Below are 22,604 nucleotides of genomic sequence, written 5' to 3'. Positions count from 1 at the left end.
AGAATTACAGCTAACAAATATATAAAACATTAATTATTCAATTTATTAGAAAAATAATCATTCATTTAAAAGGAAAAATCAAGTACTATAATCAATGATAAAGTTATTTTTAAGCTTAATATTTCAAATTTTATCTGTTGATTACCATATATTTACGATGTGATTTTTAGGATAAAAACATAATAAACTTTGAAAAGTATAGACCTTAATGCAGACTTAGGAGAAGGTTTTCCTTACGATGAACGACTGCTAAAGCTAGTGTCCTCTTGCAATATTGCTTGTGGCGGGCATGCAGGTGATGAAAGTAGCATGGCGAGTACTATATCGCTCGCTAAAAAATATAATGTTACTATTGGTGCACACCCATCTTACCCTGATAAAGGAAATTTTGGTAGAAAAATGATGGAAATTTCATCAACTCACCTCATTACTTCTTTAACAGCTCAAATAAACCAGTTACTTACTATTGGGATAGCAAATAACGCTACAATACATTATATAAAACCTCATGGAGCATTATATAATAAAGCTATGAATGATAAAAAAACTGCAACTTCTATCATTACATCTGTTAAAGAAATAAATAAAAACCTAGCTATTATGGGTATGCCAAATTCAGAACTAGAACAGCTTTGTAGTAAAGAAAATATTCCATTTATTAAAGAAGGTTTTGCAGATAGAAGATATACAAAAGAAGGGTTACTTGTATCACGTAATAAACCAAATGCAGTTCTTCATAAAAATGAAGACGTTTGGAATCAAGTAGTTAAAATGATTCAACATCAAGAAATTGATAGTGAAGAAGGGGTGCCTGTATCAATAATAACGGATAGTATTTGTTTTCATGGAGATACACCTGAAGCTCTAACTTTACTTCAATTTGTATCGAAAAAACTGAACGAACATTCCATAGAAATCACATCATTCTAATGAAAATAAATCCTTATAGTGAAAGAGGTCTTATTATTCAATTTGAAGATATCATCACTCTTTCAACTCATCAGAAAGTAAAACAATATTACAAAGCAATCGTACATTCAGAGGTTAAAGGAGTACTTTCTATAATCCCTGCCTACAACTCAATCACTATTATTTTTGACTTATCAATCATTAATTTTAATGTTTTAAAAGATAAAATTGAAAACCTTCTTTTGGATACAAGTGAAACAATAGATCAAAAAGTAATTGAAATACCAGTTTGCTATGCTCCCTCATTAGGATTAGATATTGAAGAAGTTGCGACATTAAAAGGAATGACGCAAGAAGATATAATTGAATTACACTCTCAAACTTTATATACAGTGTACATGTTAGGGTTCTCTCCTGGTTTTATGTACTTAGGAGGGTTAGCCCCTCAATTATTTACACCAAGAAAACAGACACCAAGACTACAAATTAAAGCGGGAGCAGTTGGGTTAGCTGATCAACAAACGGGTATTTACCCATCAGCAACTCCAGGTGGTTGGCAAATTATAGGACAAACTCCATTATCCATATTTAAAGTAAATGAGAAGCCCTTAGTTCAAATGGGAGATCAAATTAAATTCACTCCTATTGATCTTGAAACCTATAACCAAATGATTGTATGAGTTTTGAAATTATAAAAGGTGGATTTCTTACAACTATTCAAGATAGCGGAAGGTATGGAGTGCAAGATCAAGGAATTCCAGTTTCAGGATTTATGGATGAATCATCTGCACAGATTGCTAATTCTCTATTAGGTAACCCTATTAATTCTGCTGTTTTAGAATGCTGTATGATTGGTTGTACAATAAAAGCACATACTGAGTTTTCTATCGCTTTCTTTGGTGCCCACATGGAATTAAAACTTAATAATCATATAGTCTCTCAAGGAAAAATAATCACACTTACTACAGATGATATATTAAGTATAGGTTTCGCAAAGCAAGGAATGTATGGTTATTTGGCTATCAGTGGCTCAATTGATATACCGAAAATCTACAATAGTAAATCTACATATCTACCTTCTCAGTTTGGAGGTTATAAAGGACGTAAATTAGAAAAAGGAGATATTATTTCGCTCTCTAATCTTAAAATTCTCCCAAATAGTTTCAGTGTAGTAAAACAACAAGTTTTTACCAATTTTATGACGTTAGAAGTAATGCGTGGACCAGAATGGAATGATCTTCCGGTTGAATCTCAACAAAAACTTCTCTCTTCAACTTACACAATAGGAAAAGATATTAGCCGAATTGGCTACCGTATAGAAGGGAAACCAATTCCTTTAGGCGAAAAAAAAGAAATAATTTCTTCTGGAATGTTAAAAGGAACAATACAAATAACTAGTGCTGGTATTCCAATAATTATGATGGCAGACTCACCAACATCAGGAGGGTATTTGAGAGTATTGAACCTGACCGCAAGAGCTTGTGATCAATTGGCTCAATTACAGCCAAACTACCGTATAACATTTCAATTTTTGACTAAAAAATAAGGAGTACAATTCCGTAGAATTATACTCCTTAAAAAAGATCTATTTATAATGATTTTCAAGAACTAAAAATTAATATTTCACTAATTTCAATTCTAAGATTATCATTATTAACCCATAAATGGGTACTTATAATCTGTTGGCGAAACAAATGTTTCTTTCAACGTTCTTGGAGCAACCCAACGTAACAAGTTCAATGCAGAACCCGCTTTATCGTTTGTTCCAGAAGCTCTAGATCCACCAAATGGTTGTTGTCCTACAACTGCACCTGTTGGCTTATCATTGATATAGAAGTTACCAGCAGCATTTTCTAATCTCTTTGTCGCTAATTCGATTGCATAACGATCTTGAGAGAAGATAGCACCTGTTAAAGCGTACGTAGAAGTATTATCTACTAAATACATCGCTTCGTCAAAGTACTCTGCATCATAAACATAAATTGTTACAATTGGTCCAAAGATCTCTTCTACCATAGATTCGTAGTTAGGATCTTGAGTAACGATAACTGTAGGCTCAACAAAGTAACCTGTAGATTTATCGTATCCACCACCAGCAACAATTTCACACATATCAGAAGCATTTGCTCTATCAATGTATCCTGCACATTTATCAAATGATTTCTCGTTGATAACTGCAGTAAAGAAGTTTTTAAAATCATCTGGCGATCCCATATGATTCTTAATGATATCTTCAACATCAGCTTGAACATATCCTTTTACTTCTTCCCAAAGGTTACTTGGCACGTAAACTCTAGAAGCTGCAGAACATTTTTGTCCTTGGAATTCAAATGCTCCACGAACAATTCCTGTTGCTAGTTCTTTTGCCTTAGCAGATTTGTGTGCTAAAATAAAATCTTTACCACCAGTCTCTCCTACAATTCTAGGGTAAGAATTATAGTTAGCAATATTATTACCGATTGTAGACCAAAGGTGTTGGAATACTCCAGTAGAACCTGTAAAGTGAAGGCCTGCAAATTCTTTATGATTAAAAATTATATCTCCAGCATCTGGTCCATCAACATAAACTAAGTTGATTACACCATCAGGAACACCTGCTTCTTTAAACACTTCCATCAATACATTTGCTGAGTAAATTTGATCGTGAGAAGGTTTCCAAACGATTGTATTACCCATCATAGCCGGAGCAGTTGGTAAGTTACCTGCAATAGCTGTAAAGTTGAATGGTGTTAACGCAAATATAAATCCTTCTAAAGGACGGTATTCTAATCTATTCCACATTCCTGGTCCAGACTGAGGTTGATCTTGATAGATCTCAGTCATGAACTGAACATTAAATCTTAAAAAGTCGATCAATTCACAAGCTGAATCAATTTCTGCTTGATGTGCTGTTTTAGACTGACCGATTAAAGTAGCTGCATTAATTTTTGCTCTGTAAGGACCTGCTAATAAATCTGCAGCCTTTAAGAAAATTGACGCACGGTGTTCCCAAGCTAAATCTGCCCATGCTTCTCTTGCACCTAGAGCAGCATTTATTGCTTGCGTCACATGATCTTTATCCCCTTGGTGATATTCACCAACAACATTTTGGTGATTATGCGGAGAAACACATGTACCTAAATTATTTGTTCTTACTTCTTCAGCACCGATATACATTGGGATATCAATTTTCTGAGAAGACATTTCTGCCACTTTAGCCGCTAATTCTGCACGTTCAGGAGTTCCTGGTGCATAACTTTTAATGGGCTCGTTGACAGCGGTAGGTACGCTGAAAAATCCTTTTGCCATGAGTTAAAATTTATGATATGTGAATACTAATATTTAGTATGCGGTCGTATGTGTAAAACCGTCACTGTGTTAAGTTTCACAAATGTAGGTATTGGTAACCGATTATTAATAACTAGTATCAAAATTATAAGATTTCTTATGTAAAAATCCGAGAATAAATGATTTAAAACATTAAATCTAGTTCATGGTTTGAAAGGTGTATAGTATCTTTAAATATATTAAGTTATTTTTCTACTTAATTTTACTTCTACAAGAAGTTCGAAATCATTTATTTCTTTAGTTTGGAAATAGATATTAAGGTGGTTTATTTAACCTTAATTTTCATTAGTCGTTATTCATTCAACACACATCAGTGCATACAACTTTGGATCAACATTCAGAAGCATATATAGAAGAAGAAATTGCTATTTACGGAGCAAGAGAAAATAATCTTAAAAACTTTGATTTAAAATTCCCAAGAAATAGTCTAGTAGTAATTACTGGTGTTTCTGGAAGTGGTAAATCGTCTTTAGCATTCGATACCATTTATGCAGAAGGCCAAAGAAGATACATGGAAAGTTTTTCTGCCTATGCACGTTCTTTTATTGGCAATATGGAACGTCCTGATGTAGATAAAATAGAAGGCTTAAGTCCTGTTATTTCTATTGAACAAAAAACTACATCAAGAAACCCAAGGTCTACAGTAGGTACAACTACAGAGATTTATGATTTCTTACGTTTGCTATATGCTCGTACTGCTGATGCTTTTTCTTACATAACAGGAGAAAAAATGATCAAGCAGACTGAAGATCAAATTATTGAATGGATAATGGAACACTATGATGGTCAGAAAATGATTATTCTAGCTCCTGTTATCAAAGGTCGAAAAGGACATTATAGAGAATTATTCGTTCAACTTAGAAAGCAAGGTTACAGTAAAGTACGTATCGATGGAGAAATCACAGACCTTGTTCCAAAGATGCAAGTTGATCGATACAAAACACACGATATAGAAGTTGTTATTGATAGAGTTAAGGTGGAAGATAAAGATGTCTTCAGAATTAATCAATCTATTAAAACAGCAATGAAAGAGGGTAAAGGAATTATTCTTACTGTATTTCCTGATGCCCCTAAAAAAGAACAAGTCAAATTCTTTTCTAAGTTTTTAATGGATCCCAAATCTGGTATCTCTTATGATGAACCTGCTCCAAATATTTTCTCATTCAACTCTCCTTACGGTGCCTGTAAAACATGTAATGGCTTAGGAGAAATTGAGGAAATTACTCAAAAAGCAGTTATACCAGACCCTTCTAAAAGCATTTTTGCCGGTGGTATTATTCCATTAGGTGAGTATAGAGATATTTATATCTTTAAAATGATAGAACAACACCTTAAACAAAGAGGTTTTACACTATCAACACCAATTTCTGAATTAAGTCAAGAAGCTATAGAAGTAGTTTTATATGGTTCTGATGAAGAAATTGAGGTATTAAACGCGAAAGACTCTAAATACAATACACCATGGATAACACAATTTGAAGGTGTTATCCCATTCCTCAAAAGACATGCAAAAAGTAGCTCAGAAAAGGTGAAAAATTGGGCTGAGGAATATACGATTATAAAAAAATGTCCTACTTGTGATGGGGCACGTCTAAAGAAAGAATCACTTCATTTTAAAATTGCCGGTAAAAATATTGCTCAGCTTGCCGAAATGGATATTCAAACTTTCGGTGACTATATGGATACTATTGATGATAAACTTACTGAACGCCAAAGAACAATTGGTACAGAGATTATTAAAGAACTTAAGAAAAGAACTAGTTTTTTAATTAATGTAGGTTTAGAGTACCTCACACTTAACCGTTCATTAAAAACACTTTCTGGCGGAGAAGCTCAACGTATTCGTTTGGCAACACAAATAGGTACTCAACTTGTAGGTGTTCTTTATATTTTAGATGAACCTAGTATTGGTTTACATCAAAGAGATAATATAAAGCTGATTAAATCCTTACAAGATTTAAGAGATCTTGGGAATTCAGTTATTGTAGTAGAGCACGATAAAGACATGATGCTTGCTTCGGATTATATTCTTGATATCGGTCCTAAAGCGGGGCTCTATGGTGGTAATGTAGTTGCGGCAGGAACACCGTCTGATTTCCTAAAACAACGTAGTACTACTGCTGATTTTTTAAGTGATATCGTAAAAATTGAAATACCTAAAAAGAGACGTGAAGGTAATGGGCATACCATCACTTTAAAAGGTGCTAATGGGAATAACCTTAGAAACGTTTCTGTAGATTTCCCTTTAGGTAAAATGATTTGTATTACTGGTGTTTCAGGTTCAGGAAAATCGACTTTAATTCATGATACTTTATATCCAATATTAAATCAAAAGATATATCGATCTAAGAAAAACCCGAAAGAATACAAAAGTATTGAGGGCTTAGAATTTGTAGATAAAGTAATTGAGGTAGATCAGTCTCCAATTGGTAGAACTCCACGTTCAAACCCTGCCACATATACGGATATGTTCTCAGAAATCAGAACATTATTTACCAATCTACCCGAATCTAAAATTAGAGGGTATAAACCTGGTAGGTTCTCTTTCAATGTAAAAGGAGGAAGGTGCGAAACTTGTCAGGGAGGTGGTAAAAAACTTATTGAAATGGATTTCTTACCAGATGTTTATGTAGACTGTGAAGAATGTAAAGGAAAGCGATATAACAGAGAAACTTTAGAAATTCGTTATAAAGGAAAGTCTATTTCTGATATCTTGAATATGACCGTTGATCAAGGTGTAGAGTTTTTTGAGCCTTATCCTAAAATTCTAAGAAAGCTTACTGCTTTAAGTGAAGTTGGTTTAGGATATATCACCCTAGGACAGCATGCAACTACTTTATCTGGCGGTGAAGCACAACGTGTAAAATTAGCAACAGAATTATCTAAAAAAGATACAGGAAAAACATTTTATATTCTTGATGAACCAACAACTGGACTTCATTTTGAAGATATTCAACATCTATTGAATGTTTTACATAAACTTGTTGATAAAGGAAATACCGTTTTAGTAATTGAGCATAACCTAGATGTAATTAAAGTTTCTGATCATATTATAGACCTCGGCCCTGAAGGTGGTAGAGGTGGAGGAATGATTGTAACAGAAGGTACACCAGAAAAAATAAGCAAAAGTAAGAAGAGTTACACTGCCAAGTTCCTAAAAGAAGAAATGAGGTAAAAAAGGCTATTAATTATGTATTATTTGGTTAAAACAATAAAGTGTAGAATATACTTCTAATTATTGCACTTTATTGATATTCATTTGCATTTAAAAAACAAACCTAGTATATTTGAATTACTAATCAATTCAATTATCATACTTCCGAGAGATTCTTCTCTCATTAAAAAAGCACGTACTTTAAAAGTAACGTGCTTTTTTATTTATGCTCTATGTCTCGTCCCGAATTAGAGTTTCATATCTGTTTCCTCAAAAGGAGTATTCTGAAGCATCACTTCTTTATCTCTCTTATTTAATCGTAAATCTGAAACTGTAGTATGTACAGAAGGATTACTCATTGCAAATAAAATCATAGATAATAAGTAAGTACCAAATATTAATGGTTCTAATGTTAACCTAAATAATAGTATTGTTATTACTGGAGGAAAACATAAAGGCAAAAACTTTACACATTGTGCTTTTAACAACATCGATAATCTGTAAGGTAATGATGCTTCTTGACGTATTAATTTCAGTTTCTGTTGATATTGATAATAAACCACTGCAGCAATTAAAATACATATTGCTGCTACTATACCTACAACAGTATTCCCTAATGGAGCAATAATAGGCTCTATCGCCTCTCCTCTATATTGAATATACCATAGAAAAGAAAATGGGACAGAAAAACTTGCCATAGTATAAAAAACTGTACGTAATTTATTTAGCATATCTACAGGAGCCTTAAAGCCCTCAAAGAAAGACGGTTTTTTATCACTCATTACTTAATTTATTTAATGGTAGGAAACTTATTTTTAACTAAAAAATAAATCCGCAATAGCTTGAACCATTGCGGATTTATAATAATTAGAAAAAGTAATTAGTTACTTTTTTCTTCAGAAGATTGAGCGTTCAACTCTTCTTCATATTCTTTGTTTAAGCCATCAATTACAACTTGTGTAATATCTTCTACACTTGGCGTAGACCAAATTACAGTAGAAGTTACACCATCGCTATAACCTAAAACAATACTATAGTTTTTATCTGCAGAATATGCATCTAAAAATTCTTTTACTCTTCTTCTTACTTCACCTTGAATCTCCGCTTCTTCAGCAGCTAAACCTTGTGCTTGTGCTTGTTGAGCAACTTGAATTTCTTGTTGTTTTAAACCAAGCTCTTCTTGTTTCTTACGAATATCATTTTGAGACATAAGACCTGCTCTAGCTCTTTTCTCAAAGCTTTCTGCACTTTTTTGCAATTTCATAGCACGAGATTGCAATTGCTTTTGGCTTTTTTCAACTTTTGCTTGAAACTCTCTGTATCTATCCTCACCATATTTGTAATACACCGATAAAGTATCGTTATTGATATAGGCAATTTTAGTTGTTGTTCCACCAGCTGGTGCAGCTACTTGCTGAGGCTGCTGACAAGATACCATTGTTGCAACAAGTGCAACTACGAATAATAATTTTTTCACTTTATTTCTTAGTTTAGAATGTGGCTCAAAAAATGATATTTATGACGAATTGAAAGAATGTAAAACTAAATATTTTAGTTAACATTTTTCACTATTGTAAAATTTTACAGCTGCAAATATAATTAAATCCTTCTAAGTGTAAAAAGTCCTATTCTTTCATTGTATCTTCTAGTAGTTTTTTTCAAAAAAATAGTAAACTTAGATAGATAAAAAGACTCGAAACCCTCTAGATTTTCTATGAACTTCGTAAATCCATATTTTTTGTATGCACTGCCATTAGTAGCAGTTCCCTTAATTATTCACCTTTTTAATTTTCAAAGGTCAACTGAAATTAAATTTACGAATGTTGCTTTTCTACATTCTGTAAAGGAAACTTCTAATGCTCAAGATAAGCTAAAGAAAATTCTTGTAATGATTGCCCGAATGTTATTTATACTTTTGGCAATTTTAGCATTTGCTAGACCATACATTCCTAACCAAGATGGAACAGCTTTATTAAAAAATGATGCTGGCCGTGTGAGTATATATATAGATAACTCGTATAGCATGCAAAGTGAACGAAATTCTAAAACACTTTTTGATGCTGCTAAAGATATTGGTAGGAAAATACCTACCGTTTTTCCAGTTGGTTTTAATTACCAAGTTCTAGACAACCGTTTTACTGGTGGATCAAGATATTTTATGAATCAAGATAGGGCCGAAGAAGAGATTATTGGACTAAACCATTCTAATTTCACTAGGTCATTAAATGATATCAATACTTTTGAACAAGATGCTTTTCTTAGAGAAGGAATAGGAAATAACAAGCAAATTTTCTGGATTTCAGACTTTCAAAAATCAACTATTGGAGCAATTGAACAACTTGAATTCGATTCTTTGGCAGAATATCATTTAATTCCTCTTTCTGCTGATAAAATAGAAAATTTACGTATTGACTCTGTTTGGTTAGATAAACCATTCTTAAAAGAAAAAGAAAATAATAAACTATTTGTAAAAGTTTCTAACCTCGGGAATGATGCAATTACTGATAAAGATCTTAAACTATTTGTAGAAGATGTTCAGGCATCTAATTCTACCGTTTCTTTAGATAGAAATGAGACTAAAATAGTTGAAATGGCATTTGCTGTTAGTAGTGCAGGATCAAAAAAATGTAAGGTTAGTATAGATGATTACCCCGTAGATTTTGATAATGACCATTATTTTGTTCTCAATGTTTCTCCTAACATTAATATTGCAATTATATCTGATAACCCTAGAAAATACCTTTCTACTGTATATAAAAGTGAAGTCTTCCTAAATGCTACAACATTTAGTTCAAAATCAATTGATTACTCTGCTACAAATGGAGCTGATTTACTGATTATAGATAATGTTCAATACATTAATGAATCTCTTAAAGAGGTAATTATTAATGCGATGAGAAGTGGTACTAATATCGCTGTTTTTCCTACTGAAAATATAGACATTGATAGTTATGCAACTACATTTGGCCTTAAGATCAATAAGAATAATATAAAGGATGGCACTAAATTGATAGGCACTGTCCCTCCTGCTAAAAAAGATCCTTTCTTTGCAAACGTATTTGAAAAACGTCTAAAAAACATGAGCATGCCAGAAGGGCTTCCAATCTTTCAATGGCACGGTAGAGGGATTCACACACTTCTTGGATTTAGAAATAGCGAAAGCTTCTTTTCAGTACAAGAGAATGCATTACAAAGTAATTATTTTGCTTCTGCGCCTTTAAATCCTAAGTACAGTAATTTTGGCAGACATGCTTTATTTGTACCTGTAATGTACCGTATGGCTATATTAAGTAAAACGCAATCAGATCAATTATCTCATAATTTTGGGGAGAAAAATATAAGGGTTCGTTTTGATGGGCTACAGAAAGGAACGATGTATAAACTTAAAAAAGGGCAAGTTGAAATTATACCAGCACAAAAAATAAATGCTGATATTTTGACAATAAAACTGCCAAATGATGACATGGAGGCCGGATGTTATGAAATCGCTTCAGCAGATGAAAATAACTTTATAGGATACATTGCCTTCAATTACTCTAGTCAAGAATCTAGGTTAACTACTTTTTCTGAGCAAGAACTTTCTGATCAGCTTGATAAATACAAAAATGTGAAAATTTATAAGAATATTAAAGCAGATAATTTTAAACAGATTTTTATTGAAGATAACGTAGCATTTCCATTATGGAGGTATTTCTTAATCTTTGCTCTTCTATTCTTATGTGCTGAAATGCTAATTTTAAGAATTAAGTAACTAGATAACAAAATCAATATCTGTACATAAAAAATGCGATATCTTTAAATAGACATCGCATTTTTTATTTTAGAGATTAATTTATTTTTTTGTTTCTTCAGAAGGCGTTGTCCCCTCTTCGTCTCCTAATTGGGATTTATAAAATAGAATTTGTTCATCTTTCATAGCAATTTCTTTTTGCAATGATCTACGAACTTCTTCAAGCTCTTGCTGTCTTCTTTCCATTTCTTCTTGAGTTGCCTGAAGCTCTTCTGTATTCTGAAGCATCTCTTCTTCTCTAACCCTTAACTCTTGCGTTAATTTTTGAGAAGCAGATAGTAAATGAGAAGTTCTCGTATTATGTTTTGCTGATGTAATAGCAGAAGCAATACTCTCTGAAACTCTCTCAATAAACTCAACCATATATGGCTCAATTACATTAAAAGAAGCTAACTCAATTACACCTAAAGCCTCTTCATTAAATTTTAAAGGTACTAATAATAAACTCTTAGGAGATGCCAAACCTAAACCTGTGACAATTTTTGAATATCCTGGAGGTACATCATCTATAAATAACGACTCATTTTCTTGCCAACATCTACCTGCTAACCCTTCTCCAAAACCTATTTGTTTATTTAGATACTTATCTCTATCAAAAGCATAACAAGACTTTAATTGTAAAAACTGAGTATCTGATTTCAAATCATCCTCTACAAGAAATAACATTCCTTGGTTTGCACTTAGATAATCTACAAGGTCTCGTAAAACAACAGAATACAATTGATCAACATCATCTAGATATTTACGTGTTATTTCTGCAAACTTAGAAATACCTTCACTTACCCACTGTCTTCTATGGTCTTCTTCTGAAACAAACTCTAAGCGATCTCTCATTTTAATCAATGAATTGCCTAAAACATCTCTGTTACCAAAAGTATCAAAGTTTGTTTTGAAATTTCCTTTACCTATATCGGAAGCAAAATCAGATGTTTGCTTTGTTCTCTCAATTAAACTATTCATTGATTCAATCGTCTTACCAATCTCATCTGCAGATTTCACAGGAATTGAAGTCGAAACATCTCCTCGTGCTAATTTAGAAATCGCTTGTTCTAATTTTAAAATTGGTCTTGTAAAATTAGCTGAATAAGCATTTGAGACTATGAAACCAATAATAAAAATAATAATTGTAGCAAGTGCTACATTCCATTTTAATCTTTCAATAGATTCAAAAGCTTCCACTTCTTGCATTTCTGCAACGATCATCCAAGGTAATTGACGAATTTTAAGGCTTGTATATGATGTCAATGCAGGTTCACCTAAGTAATTCACTGATAACATATTACCAGTATGCCCTTTCATGGCATCTTGAATTGGAGCAGTATTTACAGTTTTAGATAAAACAGTTGTTCTTAATGCTTTTATCTTTCTTATTTCCTCACTAGGAATTTTTAAATCTCTTATCTGCTTATAAAACCTCTCTGCATCTTCTTCAAATAAACGGGCATCACTTCTCATTAATTGATCTTTACCAACAAGATAAGTTTCACCTGTTCGTCCTAAACCTTCTTCTACCCAATCTCCATCATCTGTCATTATTTTATTAATGGCAGATAAAGGCATTGTTGCAATAAGAACAGCTATTTTTTCACCCTCCTCATATACTGGAGCTGAGAAAAACATTTGAAGGTCACCGTATGACCCTTCATAAGAACCAAAATCTGATAAAATAACCATGTTTGGTCTGATAGAATTTCTTGCCAATGTAAACGCCTGCCCTAATGCAGATTGTCTAAATACGCCATCCATTAAATTAGAACCAAAATCAACATTTTTAGAAACAGAATATATTACTTCTGATGAATTTACATTCACAAGCAATAAATCTGAGAAACCATCTGCCATTAAAAACCTTCTAAATGAAGAATGATAACGCTCATGAATATCAGAATAAGCGGTTTTATCATTTGCTCTATTTAATTGGAATTTCTTTCCTATAGGGTTTGGATTATTGGATAGATACAATGTCTGTAAAATGACCATTCTATCAGATACAGCATCAACACTATTTACTAATTGACGTGAAAAACCATCATCATTATCTCCAAGTTTTCTATCAACATCAGAACGGTAAAACTCTTTTAAGTCTCTACGCATTCGTTCAATTTTACCAGGAGCATAATAATAATCTAATATCGAAAATGCAGGAGATAACTCCATTACAGCATCAGACACCATTCTACTTTGTGCCAAAACACTTACTTGCTCTTTTGCATCTTCTATAAACGATTCTAAAGTACGTCGTTTTACTTCACGCACAGAAGTAAGTTGTGCAAAAACTGCTTCTTCTAAAGATTTTTTTGCTGAATAATAACCAAGCATACCTACAGCAGTACTTGATAATGCAGCAATCAAAAGAAGATTCAATAGAACTTTTACACGAATACTTAAATCATTTAGTCTTAATCCAGACCCTTTAGTATTTGTTGATGTCTTTTCAGCCATAGTTTACGCTTAATCTCGTCCGAGTGAATTGTATAGAGCAATTCGAGTACCATGATTGCAATATCATTTCGGACTTCAAAAATAAAACGAAGAATAAAGAAAACTATTTTATTAATAAGGAGGATTGTGAGTTTTTAGTGCCTTAAAGAGTCTTTTCTTATTAATGTAATGTACTTTATGAGGGTTTCAATTAAAAATTGAACAAAAAAAAAGGATTGATATTTCTATCAATCCTTTTTGGTGCGGGTGGAGGGACTCGAACCCCCACGCCTTGCAGCACTAGATCCTAAGTCTAGCGCGTCTACCAATTTCGCCACACCCGCATTTTTTAGTGGGCTTTTTGTTTTAAAGCGATGCAAAGGTGCATGTTTTTATATTACTACGCAAGTATATTTTGAAAAAAATTAATTAACAAAACTAAATATTTCAATAAAAAAATATCAACAATAATCTATCCACCTCATTTATAAGTGTTAAGTCATTGATTATAAATATTGTGTATTAAACAATAAACTTATTACTATCTTTGCAAAATATTTTAGAAAAATAAAATTTTACTCTTCGAATAAGAAGTTTAAAATAGAAATCATTTTGTGAAAAGGGAACTTAACCCCCTGTAAGCAGTATAATATGGCAAAAAGAGTAGTAGTTGGTCTCTCTGGCGGAGTAGACTCTAGTGTAGCAGCTCACTTATTAGTAGAGCAAGGTTATGAAGTAATTGGTCTATTTATGATCAATTGGCACGATGGAAGTGTAACAATTCAAGGAGAATGCCCATGGATTGATGACAGTAATGATGCATTACTTGTTGCAAACAAACTAAACATTCCATTCCAAAGTGTAGATCTCAGTGAACAATATAAAGAGCGTATAGTAGACTATATGTTTTCTGAATATGAAGCGGGGCGCACACCCAACCCAGATGTATTATGTAACAGAGAGGTAAAATTTGATGTCTTTATGGATATCGCCTTAAGCCTTGGTGCTGACTATGTAGCAATGGGGCATTATTGCAGAAAAGATTCTTTTATTGATGAAAACGGTAAAGAAGTTTTTAGACTTTTAGCAGGTGTAGACGGAAATAAAGATCAGAGTTACTTCTTATCTCAATTAAGTCAAGAGCAATTATCTAAAGCATTATTTCCTATTGGAGAGTTAACAAAGCCTCAAGTAAGAGATATTGCAGCAGAACAAGATTTGATTACAGCAAATAAAAAAGATTCTCAAGGGTTATGTTTTATTGGTAAAGTAAAATTACCTGATTTCTTAAAACAACAACTTCTTCCTAAAAAAGGGAATATTGTTGAAGTTTCTAAAGAACATCAAATATATGCAGATAGAGAAGCTGAACTTTTAAAGGCTTCTACAGAGGAAGAAAAATTAGAGATACTCACATCTCCATATCAATATAAACCTACTTACGGTAAAAAAGTAGGGGATCATCAAGGAGCACATTATTACACAATTGGACAAAGAAAAGGACTTGGTGTTGGAGGAACTCCTCTACCATTATTTGTAATTGCTACTGATACAAAAACAAATACAATTTATACAGGTCAAGGAGATCAACATCCTGGCTTGAATAGACAAGGCCTAAAGGTGAATTCTGATGAAATCCATTGGGTTCGCACTGATTTAGCAATGAAAGTTGGTGAGACTAGAGAATATATGGCTAGAATACGTTATAGACAACCTCTAGAAAAAGTTACACTTTACATGAAATCGGATGGTTTATATTGTGTTTTTGAGAATAAACAATCTGGGATATCAGCCGGACAATTTATTACCTGGTATACAGATGATGAATTAATTGGTTCTGGTGTAATTGCAGGATAAATTAAAAGGGATAGTAGATTTAATATATCAACTATCCCTTTTCTATATACTTATATAGCTATTCCTAAATCCTTCTTCTTTGGCTGCTTCCGTAAAATAGATACTGAATTGCTAGGATTATCAATAAAGTAGCAACAGAACTAAGTAAAGCTCTCAATATTGCTCTTGGCATAAATGCCCAAGAACCTGCTTCAATCATAAATAGCAAAATATGATGAAGTATAATTTGAGGAGCGATAAAAATTAGAAAAGTTCCCAATCCCATCTGACCAATTGTTGGAGTTTCTGAAAGTTCATATCCACCGGTAGGTGCTGTCCATTTCATTAATTGAGTTCTTACAAAAGCCAATAAAACACAAGCAGCGGTATGAATTCCTATTGAGTCGTAAAAAATATCTACTACAAATCCCATAAAGAAAGCTACAAGTAAAATACTCATATTCATTGCTCCGAAAGGTAATAAGATTAAAAAAGCAACGTAAGGAAAAACCATTACCATACCATCAAAGAATGCAAGATTTCTAAAAAACAACACTTGTACAGTGAGGTATAAGAAAAATAACCCTAATTCTTTTAACCAAATTTCTCTTCCCATAATCTATTTATTTCCACCTAGGAATATTTTCAATAATTAATATTTGCACATTTTAGTCTTCAGACATAAACTCTAAAGAGTCTTTTTCTGATCTAAATAAAGATTTGGATACATAAACATGATGTATTTTAGAAAAATCTACTGACACATCAATTGTTACAAGCCAAAATCTTTCTGAAGGCGTTTTCTTTGCCTCTGTTACCACACCTAACATTACACCTTCTGGATAAACAGTATTAAAGCCAGAAGTAGTTATTGTATCACCAACATTAATATCAAGATGTAAAGGTAAATAATTTGCACTTGCTGTTGTTGGATCTTCAGTATCCCATTTAACAGTACATAACGCTCCATTTTTCTTTAACTCAGAAGAAACTGCCATATCTCTATGTAAAAGCGAATAACAAGTTGCAAAGTGATCAGAAACTGCTTTTACTTGACCTACTACACCGTCTTTTGTCATTAACCCCATGCCTTCAACAATACCATCATTTCTACCTTTATTTAGAGTAATATAATTGGCAGATCTATAAATAGAGTTATTAATAATACGAGCCGGTATAAAGTCATAAGCAACTGTATCACTCATACCATAAAACAATGCTGTTGTTTTGGTACTAATACTGTCTAAACTTAAAGAATCTTTAACTCCAATTGCTGCTAATTCTAATTGTTTTCTTAGATACGCATTTTCATTCAGTAGGTCTTCATTAACATCTGTCAAACTAAAATATTGTTCAACATTTGATGATGCATTATAAATTCCTCCAACTACAGCATTTGAAGAAGATAAAATTACAGACCTCTGATAACTATTATTGTTTACTATTAATCCAGATGCTACTAATTCAAGTAACAAAAAGACTAAAAATACACGGTATTTAAATATTATGGCAAATAATTGACTCATGGAGTAGGTATATCGATCAAGAATTAAATTCTATGTTCATTAAATATTTTGCAAGATAGAACGTAGAAGCGTACCAAAAAAAAACGCATGAAGAATCTTGCAATTCATCATGCGTTTTTTTCAATTTCTTAAGTACAAAAGTCAATTTTTAAACTTAAATACTTTTACTAACCAACTAGAAGATATTTATATCCTTTTATTCAGGTTAATTTTCTTCTAACTAAATTTATGTAATAAGAATTGCTTTATATCTATTCAATTCTTTCAAAACAGCTCCTGTACCTAAAACAACTGCTCTTAATGGATCGTCTGGAACGTGAACAGGTAATTTTGTTTTGAGAGATATTCTTTTGTCTAATCCTCTTAATAAAGCTCCTCCGCCCGTAAGGTGAATTCCTCTATCATAAATATCTGCAGATAATTCTGGAGGTGCAGTTTCTAAAGCTCTTAAAATCGCTTCTTCAATTTTAGAAATTGATTTATCTAAAGCAAATGCTACTTCTGCATAAGATACATTGATCACTTTAGGAATACCTGTTAATAAATCTCTTCCTCTAATTTCAAAGTCTTCTGGAGCATCGTCTAATTCAGCAAGGGCTGCTCCAACTTCAAATTTGATTTTCTCTGCAGATCTTTCACCAATTAGTAAATTATGTTGGCGACGCATATAATCTAGGATATCTCTATTAAATACATCACCTGCAGTACGAACAGATTGATCGCAGACAATACCTGACATTGCTATTACCGCAATTTCAGTAGTACCACCTCCAATATCAACTACCATACTACCCATAGGTTCTTCTATATTTATCCCAATACCAATTGCTGCTGCGATTGGTTCTGGTACCATATATACTTCTTTTGCTCCAGCATGTTCAGCAGAATCTCTAACGGCTCTCTTTTCCACTTCTGTAATTCCTGAAGGGATACAGATTACCATTCTATGTGAAGGAGTGAAAAAACGTTTTTTACCATCAGACATTTTTATCATGCCTCGAATCATTTGTTCAGCTGCATGGAAATCGGCAATCACACCATCCTTTAAAGGGCGAATAGTTTTAATATTTTCGTGTGTTTTTTCATGCATTTGCATGGCCTTTGCACCAAGAGCAATCACTTTACCAGATTGTCTATCCAAAGCAATAATTGACGGTTCTTCAACCGCAATTTTTCCTTTAGTTAAAATCAATGTATTTGCTGTGCCTAGATCTATTGCTAGATCACTCGTAAAAAAATCAAAGAAACCCATTAATAATTACTCATTTTCATTTTGATGAATTGTTGGTCGTCTAACTGCAGTAAAAAAGTGAGTTATTAAGTCTACATCTAAATTTTATAAAAAAAAAGTTAGAAAAAAACTTTTCGGAGACTTGATTTTTACTATTATAAATGCACACACAATATGCATAAAATATCGTGCCTATTTTTTTAAACGAACAAACCTACTCTTACAGTATATGAAATAGAGAATTTACTAATCTTTTCGTTTGAAGTCTCCTTTTTTAATTGACTTAATTAAATCAGCCCAAGCGAATGGATTCAACAATGGATTTGCCGTTTCCATAAAGTACTGCGTTGCTATCTGGTCTGCCCTATAATTCATATAGTATTTATAGTTTCCACTAGCTCCCATTGGTAAAGCATTTGACATCATGGTTAATTTATCCTGACTCAAATTCTTTTCCATATTTTCTATTCTTTGATCTTTTTGTTCGCCCAAAGCTAAAAACGCCTCTTCAAAAATTTCTTTTGTAGGGTAAGGAAATACCTCTAGAATTGGAAGTTCTGTTACATCTTCTCTCATTTCTATCAATACAGTAAACCCTAAATCATCTCTTTTAGGTATAATTATTTCTTGTTTTGCAAAACCAACAGCACTAACAACAACTGTATCTCCAACTTGTGTTGGCATTGTAAAAAAACCAGCATGGTTAGTTACCGTACCTTTACCTGCTTGTTTAATATAAACGTGAGCACCAGGTACACCAAAAGAACTATCTCCCTCTACTACAATACCAGAAAATTGAATTGCATTATGTTCACCCTGAGCAAAAACTTCAGATGGTAATAGGTAACAAGATACAACTGTTAAAAACAGTACGAATCTTAAATTTATTTCTATGTTAAAAAGTTTAGTCATCCTGTGATTAATAAGATTTTGGTATGTAAATAGTACTTTCTCAAGGCAACATTCTTATTTTTTTGAGAAAGCACAAAATTCAAATAAATGAAATTTAGTTTTCAAATATAATCAAAGCCTCACTACATCGGTTAATGTAATGAGGCTTTTCTTATCAAGTTTGAAAAAAACATGAAGATTATCTCTTAATTACCATCTTTAGATGATGCTACAGAAGCTAACATCGACATTTTTATCTTTTCAAATTCTATTTTCTTTTTTGCTTTTAATTCTACGTTACGTTCATAAACCCAACGTTCTGGAGAGTATTTTCCATTTGGATAGGTATCCCAATATCCAACATATTCTAATCCTAATGATTCAAATTCCATTCTGAATTCATCATCAATAAGTATAAAATTTTCTCTAAGATTTCTTGATAATATGGTAATTACTGAAGGGGTAGCAACCATGCGCTGTTCCATCTGCTCAAAGTGCTCTTTTAATTCCACTTCTTCTCTTAATGCCTCGTCAACTTTAATTTGAGATTGCAATACTTCACCTTCCCAAAAATCATCTGATTCATGAAAAACTTCTTCTTTTATTTTCTTTTGTTGATCCTCTGTTAAGTTAACAGAACTGTTGCCTACTTTGGCAACTACTTCTTTTCTATTTTCCTTAAGATAAGTTTTCCAAGTGGCAACTTTATCTTTCTCATTTATAGTCATGCAAGCCCAAGATTTACCAACATATGCAGCCCATAGAGAGGGATCTGATGGAGATTCTTGAAGCATTGACCATACCTTTGGTTTGTTAAGAGGATCATTATCAGCACTAGCATTCTTGAATGATAGTAACACTGAAGAAATGATTAAAAATATTTTAACTACTTTCATTTTTCACACAGAGTTCGGAAGTTGGCTAACAAATATAAGATGCAAGTATAAACTAACCTATAAACACCATTCCATTTAATAAAATTTACACGTTAAAAAAACCGTGCCTAAATGTATGTACAGTTATAGTTTAAATGAGAATAAAAACTGATTTTGCTAAGTCATTATTAAAAAACCTTACATAGTTGATTAAATAAATGTAAATAATATTCATGCTATATTCTAACTTTTAGATAAAATAAGACAATTATCATCATTAAAATTTCATTATTTCAACCGATATAAGATAAAAATTGTAATTAAAACACAAATCTGACACTTAAATTGTCAATTATCTTTGGAATGATTAGATAGAATTATAGTTTTGCAATGAAAATAGTCTTTATGGTCTTAGACCTTGAGGCAATTATGTTTGAATTCATTGATATAATAATATAATACCAAGATGTCAAATATCGGTAAAGTTACCTCAGTCATTGGACCTGTAGTTGACGTCAGCTTCGAAGCAGAAGGATCTACGCTACCAGCGATTTATAATGCTTTGAAGGTGAAGAAATCCAATGGTCTAGAGATCATTTTGGAGGTTCAACAACACCTTGGCGAGGAGCGCGTTCGTACAGTAGCGATGGACGGTACAGAAGGACTTCAGCGTGGAGCTGATTGTCTAGATACAGGTAAAGCAATTGCTATGCCTACAGGAGAAGCAGTAAGAGGTCGTGTATTCAACGTAGTTGGAGAACCGATTGATGGCATGGATGTGCCTGATACTGAAACTTCACTTCCAATTCACAGATCTGCTCCTGCATTTGATCAATTAGCAACAAGTACAGAAGTACTATACACAGGTATTAAAGTAATTGACCTTTTAGAGCCTTATACTAAAGGTGGTAAAATTGGTCTTTTTGGTGGTGCTGGTGTTGGTAAAACTGTATTGATCATGGAATTGATCAACAACATTGCAAAAGTATACTCTGGTATCTCTGTATTTGCCGGTGTAGGTGAACGTACTCGTGAAGGTAATGACCTTCTACGTGAGATGATTGAATCTGGCGTAATCAAGTACGGTAAAGAATTTGAAGAAGATATGGAGAAAGGCGGATGGGACCTTTCTAAAGTAGATAAAAACGAACTTGCAAACTCACAAGCAACGTTAGTTTACGGTCAAATGAACGAACCTCCTGGTGCACGTGCTCGTGTAGCTTTATCTGGTTTAACAATTGCCGAATTCTTCCGTGATGGTGAAGGTGAAGCTCAAGGTCGTGATATCTTATTCTTCGTAGACAACATCTTCCGTTTTACTCAAGCGGGTTCTGAGGTATCTGCCCTATTAGGTCGTATGCCATCAGCTGTAGGTTACCAACCAACATTGGCTACAGAAATGGGTGCTATGCAAGAGCGTATTACGTCAACGAAGAGAGGATCTATTACATCGGTACAAGCAGTATATGTACCTGCCGATGATTTAACTGACCCTGCTCCAGCGACTACATTCGCCCACTTGGATGCACAAACAGTATTATCTCGTAAGATTACATCTTTAGGTATCTTCCCTGGTGTGGATCCTTTAGAATCATCTTCACGTATCTTATCTCCAGAAATTTTAGGAGATGAGCATTACAATACTGCTCAGCGTGTTAAAGAAACTATCCAACGTTACAAAGAATTACAAGATATTATTGCAATTCTTGGTATGGATGAACTTTCTGAGGAAGATAAGCAAGTTGTAGCACGTGCTCGTCGTGTTCAACGTTATTTATCTCAACCTTTCCACGTTGCAGAACAATTCTCAGGTATCCCTGGTCTAATTGTAGACATTAAAGATACTATCCGTGGTTTCAACGAAATCTTAGATGGTAAATGGGATCACCTTCCTGAAGCTGCCTTCATGTTCGTAGGAACAATCGAAGAAGCAGTTACTGCTGGTGAGAAAATGCTTGCTGAAGCGAAGTAATTCGTTTTATCAACTAAAAATATTAAAGGCGAGAGTCTGGGTTCTTCTCGGGTTCTCGCTTTTTTTTTAATAAAATATTCATTGTGGAATAGTTTATCAACTAACACCACATAAATTCATTTATCATGTTTGTTGAATTACTTACTCCTGATAAAAAATATTTCGAAGGTGAAGCGACAGCAGTAAAAGTCCCTGGTATTAACGGTGAATTTGAAATGCTTGATCGTCACGCAAACATTATCTCTAGCTTAGGCCAAGGTACTGTACGTATCGCTAATAAAGCTGATCTTACTACTTTCAATATTGATGGTGGAACTTTAGAGATGCTAGAAAATAAATTAGTGATTTTAGCTGAGGCTGTATTGGACTAGGTTTTAAGGTTATACTTAAATCCCTACTTCTTTCAATAAACTCTCAACATTTAAATTGTCTGTCATCATTCAATTTAAATGTTGAGAGTTTTTTTTAAAAAAAATCATTTGCATTCTCTTAAACCCTCGACTGATGATATAACATCGATTCCCAAAATAATATATGCTTAAAACACCTACTACATTACTCAATTTGACAAGCAAAGCAATGCGCATCTCAAAACGGTATTGAAAATAAATTTAGCTTTTAGCTTCATAGCCTAGATTTTTTTGCATCGTTTTTTCATCAATGGAAAAAAAT

At 33.0% G+C, this 22,604-nt stretch carries 17 protein-coding genes and 1 tRNA gene; 8 read left to right on the top strand and 10 right to left on the bottom strand.

The annotated features are described in order from the left end of the window. Nucleotides 1-189: 189 nt before the first annotated feature. From pxpA to KM029_RS14035, 3 genes are read left to right on the top strand one after another with little or no spacing between them, the layout of a single operon-like run. Entirely contained in the window at nucleotides 190-930 is a 741-nt protein-coding gene (gene pxpA / locus KM029_RS14045) for a 5-oxoprolinase subunit PxpA (protein ID WP_144073866.1), read from the top strand. Beyond that, nucleotides 930-1,589 carry a 5-oxoprolinase subunit PxpB gene (gene pxpB, locus KM029_RS14040; protein WP_144073865.1) on the top strand — a complete coding sequence of 220 codons (660 nt, stop codon included), beginning with the start codon at nucleotides 930-932 and terminating at the stop codon, nucleotides 1,587-1,589. The genes pxpA and pxpB overlap by 1 nt, the downstream gene beginning before the upstream one ends. Further along, nucleotides 1,586-2,455, top strand: a complete 870-nt coding sequence (locus KM029_RS14035; RefSeq protein ID WP_144073864.1) for a 5-oxoprolinase subunit C family protein — start codon at nucleotides 1,586-1,588, stop codon at nucleotides 2,453-2,455. The genes pxpB and KM029_RS14035 overlap by 4 nt, the downstream gene beginning before the upstream one ends. Nucleotides 2,456-2,562: 107 nt before the next feature. Here KM029_RS14035 and pruA read toward each other — a convergent pair whose 3' ends face one another. Then, the gene (pruA, locus tag KM029_RS14030; RefSeq protein ID WP_144073863.1) at nucleotides 2,563-4,197 is read right to left on the bottom strand and encodes an L-glutamate gamma-semialdehyde dehydrogenase; all 1,635 of its coding nucleotides are present in this window, start codon (nucleotides 4,195-4,197) and stop codon (nucleotides 2,563-2,565) included. Nucleotides 4,198-4,561: 364 nt separating this feature from the next. On the opposite strand from pruA, the gene uvrA reads away from it, so the two are divergent. Further along, nucleotides 4,562-7,411 (top strand): excinuclease ABC subunit UvrA, encoded by a 2,850-nt coding sequence (gene uvrA / locus KM029_RS14025; protein ID WP_221465172.1) that lies wholly within the window; start codon nucleotides 4,562-4,564, stop codon nucleotides 7,409-7,411. Between the two features lie 227 nt (nucleotides 7,412-7,638). On the opposite strand, the gene KM029_RS14020 is transcribed toward uvrA, so the two are convergent. Next, nucleotides 7,639-8,172 (bottom strand): hypothetical protein, encoded by a 534-nt coding sequence (locus tag KM029_RS14020; protein ID WP_144073861.1) that lies wholly within the window; start codon nucleotides 8,170-8,172, stop codon nucleotides 7,639-7,641. Between the two features lie 98 nt (nucleotides 8,173-8,270). Beyond that, nucleotides 8,271-8,867, bottom strand: a complete 597-nt coding sequence (locus tag KM029_RS14015) for an OmpH family outer membrane protein (RefSeq protein WP_144073860.1) — start codon at nucleotides 8,865-8,867, stop codon at nucleotides 8,271-8,273. 237 nt (nucleotides 8,868-9,104) lie between these two features. Between KM029_RS14015 and KM029_RS14010 the strand changes: the two genes are divergently transcribed. Continuing rightward, on the top strand, nucleotides 9,105-11,141 hold the full coding sequence (locus KM029_RS14010; protein WP_144073859.1) for a BatA domain-containing protein: 2,037 nt from the start codon (nucleotides 9,105-9,107) through the stop codon (nucleotides 11,139-11,141). An 81-nt stretch (nucleotides 11,142-11,222) separates the two neighbouring features. Here the strand turns inward: KM029_RS14010 and KM029_RS14005 are convergent, their stop codons facing one another. Together KM029_RS14005 and KM029_RS14000 are read right to left on the bottom strand one after the other, a co-directional pair. Continuing rightward, entirely contained in the window at nucleotides 11,223-13,622 is a 2,400-nt protein-coding gene (locus KM029_RS14005; RefSeq protein WP_144073858.1) for a GAF domain-containing protein, read from the bottom strand. Nucleotides 13,623-13,860: 238 nt separating this feature from the next. After that, nucleotides 13,861-13,945: transfer RNA gene (locus KM029_RS14000), tRNA-Leu, on the bottom strand. 307 nt (nucleotides 13,946-14,252) lie between these two features. On the opposite strand from KM029_RS14000, the gene mnmA reads away from it, so the two are divergent. Beyond that, nucleotides 14,253-15,458, top strand: coding sequence for a tRNA 2-thiouridine(34) synthase MnmA (gene mnmA / locus KM029_RS13995; RefSeq protein ID WP_144073857.1), 1,206 nt, complete (start codon nucleotides 14,253-14,255; stop codon nucleotides 15,456-15,458). A 64-nt stretch (nucleotides 15,459-15,522) separates the two neighbouring features. On the opposite strand, the gene KM029_RS13990 is transcribed toward mnmA, so the two are convergent. The 5 genes from KM029_RS13990 to KM029_RS13970 form a co-directional block, all read right to left on the bottom strand. After that, the gene (locus tag KM029_RS13990) at nucleotides 15,523-16,053 is read right to left on the bottom strand and encodes a rod shape-determining protein MreD (protein ID WP_144073856.1); all 531 of its coding nucleotides are present in this window, start codon (nucleotides 16,051-16,053) and stop codon (nucleotides 15,523-15,525) included. A 52-nt stretch (nucleotides 16,054-16,105) separates the two neighbouring features. After that, complete coding sequence (gene mreC, locus KM029_RS13985) at nucleotides 16,106-16,963, bottom strand: rod shape-determining protein MreC (protein ID WP_144073855.1); 858 nt, start codon at nucleotides 16,961-16,963, stop codon at nucleotides 16,106-16,108. A gap of 226 nt (nucleotides 16,964-17,189) precedes the next feature. Continuing rightward, the gene (locus tag KM029_RS13980; RefSeq protein WP_144073854.1) at nucleotides 17,190-18,215 is read right to left on the bottom strand and encodes a rod shape-determining protein; all 1,026 of its coding nucleotides are present in this window, start codon (nucleotides 18,213-18,215) and stop codon (nucleotides 17,190-17,192) included. A 225-nt stretch (nucleotides 18,216-18,440) separates the two neighbouring features. Next, nucleotides 18,441-19,106, bottom strand: coding sequence for a carboxypeptidase-like regulatory domain-containing protein (locus KM029_RS13975; protein ID WP_144073853.1), 666 nt, complete (start codon nucleotides 19,104-19,106; stop codon nucleotides 18,441-18,443). Between the two features lie 185 nt (nucleotides 19,107-19,291). Then, entirely contained in the window at nucleotides 19,292-19,981 is a 690-nt protein-coding gene (locus KM029_RS13970) for a hypothetical protein (RefSeq protein ID WP_144073852.1), read from the bottom strand. Between the two features lie 445 nt (nucleotides 19,982-20,426). On the opposite strand from KM029_RS13970, the gene atpD reads away from it, so the two are divergent. Together atpD and KM029_RS13960 are read left to right on the top strand one after the other, a co-directional pair. Then, a complete protein-coding gene (atpD, locus tag KM029_RS13965; protein ID WP_144073851.1) occupies nucleotides 20,427-21,932 on the top strand; it encodes a F0F1 ATP synthase subunit beta in 1,506 nt (501 codons plus the stop codon). Between the two features lie 125 nt (nucleotides 21,933-22,057). Then, a complete protein-coding gene (locus tag KM029_RS13960; RefSeq protein WP_144073850.1) occupies nucleotides 22,058-22,303 on the top strand; it encodes a F0F1 ATP synthase subunit epsilon in 246 nt (81 codons plus the stop codon). Nucleotides 22,304-22,604: the final 301 nt, after the last annotated feature.

This window comes from Flammeovirga kamogawensis, from assembly GCF_018736065.1.
Lineage (GTDB): Bacteria > Bacteroidota > Bacteroidia > Cytophagales > Flammeovirgaceae > Flammeovirga > Flammeovirga kamogawensis.
The sequence above is the reverse complement of the archived record's forward strand: the minus strand, read 5'-3'. Positions and strand labels throughout refer to the sequence as shown.

Bases quoted from the DNA above. Each gene is read 5' to 3' on its own strand.
- pxpB (WP_144073865.1), top strand. From the start codon at position 930: ATGAAAATAAATCCTTATAGTGAAAGAGGTCTTATTATTCAATTTGAA.
- KM029_RS14035 (WP_144073864.1), top strand. From the start codon at position 1,586: ATGAGTTTTGAAATTATAAAAGGTGGATTTCTTACAACTATTCAAGAT.
- pruA (WP_144073863.1), bottom strand. From the start codon at position 4,197: ATGGCAAAAGGATTTTTCAGCGTACCTACCGCTGTCAACGAGCCCATT.
- KM029_RS14020 (WP_144073861.1), bottom strand. From the start codon at position 8,172: ATGAGTGATAAAAAACCGTCTTTCTTTGAGGGCTTTAAGGCTCCTGTA.
- KM029_RS14010 (WP_144073859.1), top strand. From the start codon at position 9,105: ATGAACTTCGTAAATCCATATTTTTTGTATGCACTGCCATTAGTAGCA.
- KM029_RS14005 (WP_144073858.1), bottom strand. From the start codon at position 13,622: ATGGCTGAAAAGACATCAACAAATACTAAAGGGTCTGGATTAAGACTA.
- mnmA (WP_144073857.1), top strand. From the start codon at position 14,253: ATGGCAAAAAGAGTAGTAGTTGGTCTCTCTGGCGGAGTAGACTCTAGT.
- KM029_RS13990 (WP_144073856.1), bottom strand. From the start codon at position 16,053: ATGGGAAGAGAAATTTGGTTAAAAGAATTAGGGTTATTTTTCTTATAC.
- mreC (WP_144073855.1), bottom strand. From the start codon at position 16,963: ATGAGTCAATTATTTGCCATAATATTTAAATACCGTGTATTTTTAGTC.
- KM029_RS13980 (WP_144073854.1), bottom strand. From the start codon at position 18,215: ATGGGTTTCTTTGATTTTTTTACGAGTGATCTAGCAATAGATCTAGGC.
- KM029_RS13975 (WP_144073853.1), bottom strand. From the start codon at position 19,106: ATGACTAAACTTTTTAACATAGAAATAAATTTAAGATTCGTACTGTTT.
- KM029_RS13970 (WP_144073852.1), bottom strand. From the start codon at position 19,981: ATGAAAGTAGTTAAAATATTTTTAATCATTTCTTCAGTGTTACTATCA.
- atpD (WP_144073851.1), top strand. From the start codon at position 20,427: ATGTCAAATATCGGTAAAGTTACCTCAGTCATTGGACCTGTAGTTGAC.
- KM029_RS13960 (WP_144073850.1), top strand. From the start codon at position 22,058: ATGTTTGTTGAATTACTTACTCCTGATAAAAAATATTTCGAAGGTGAA.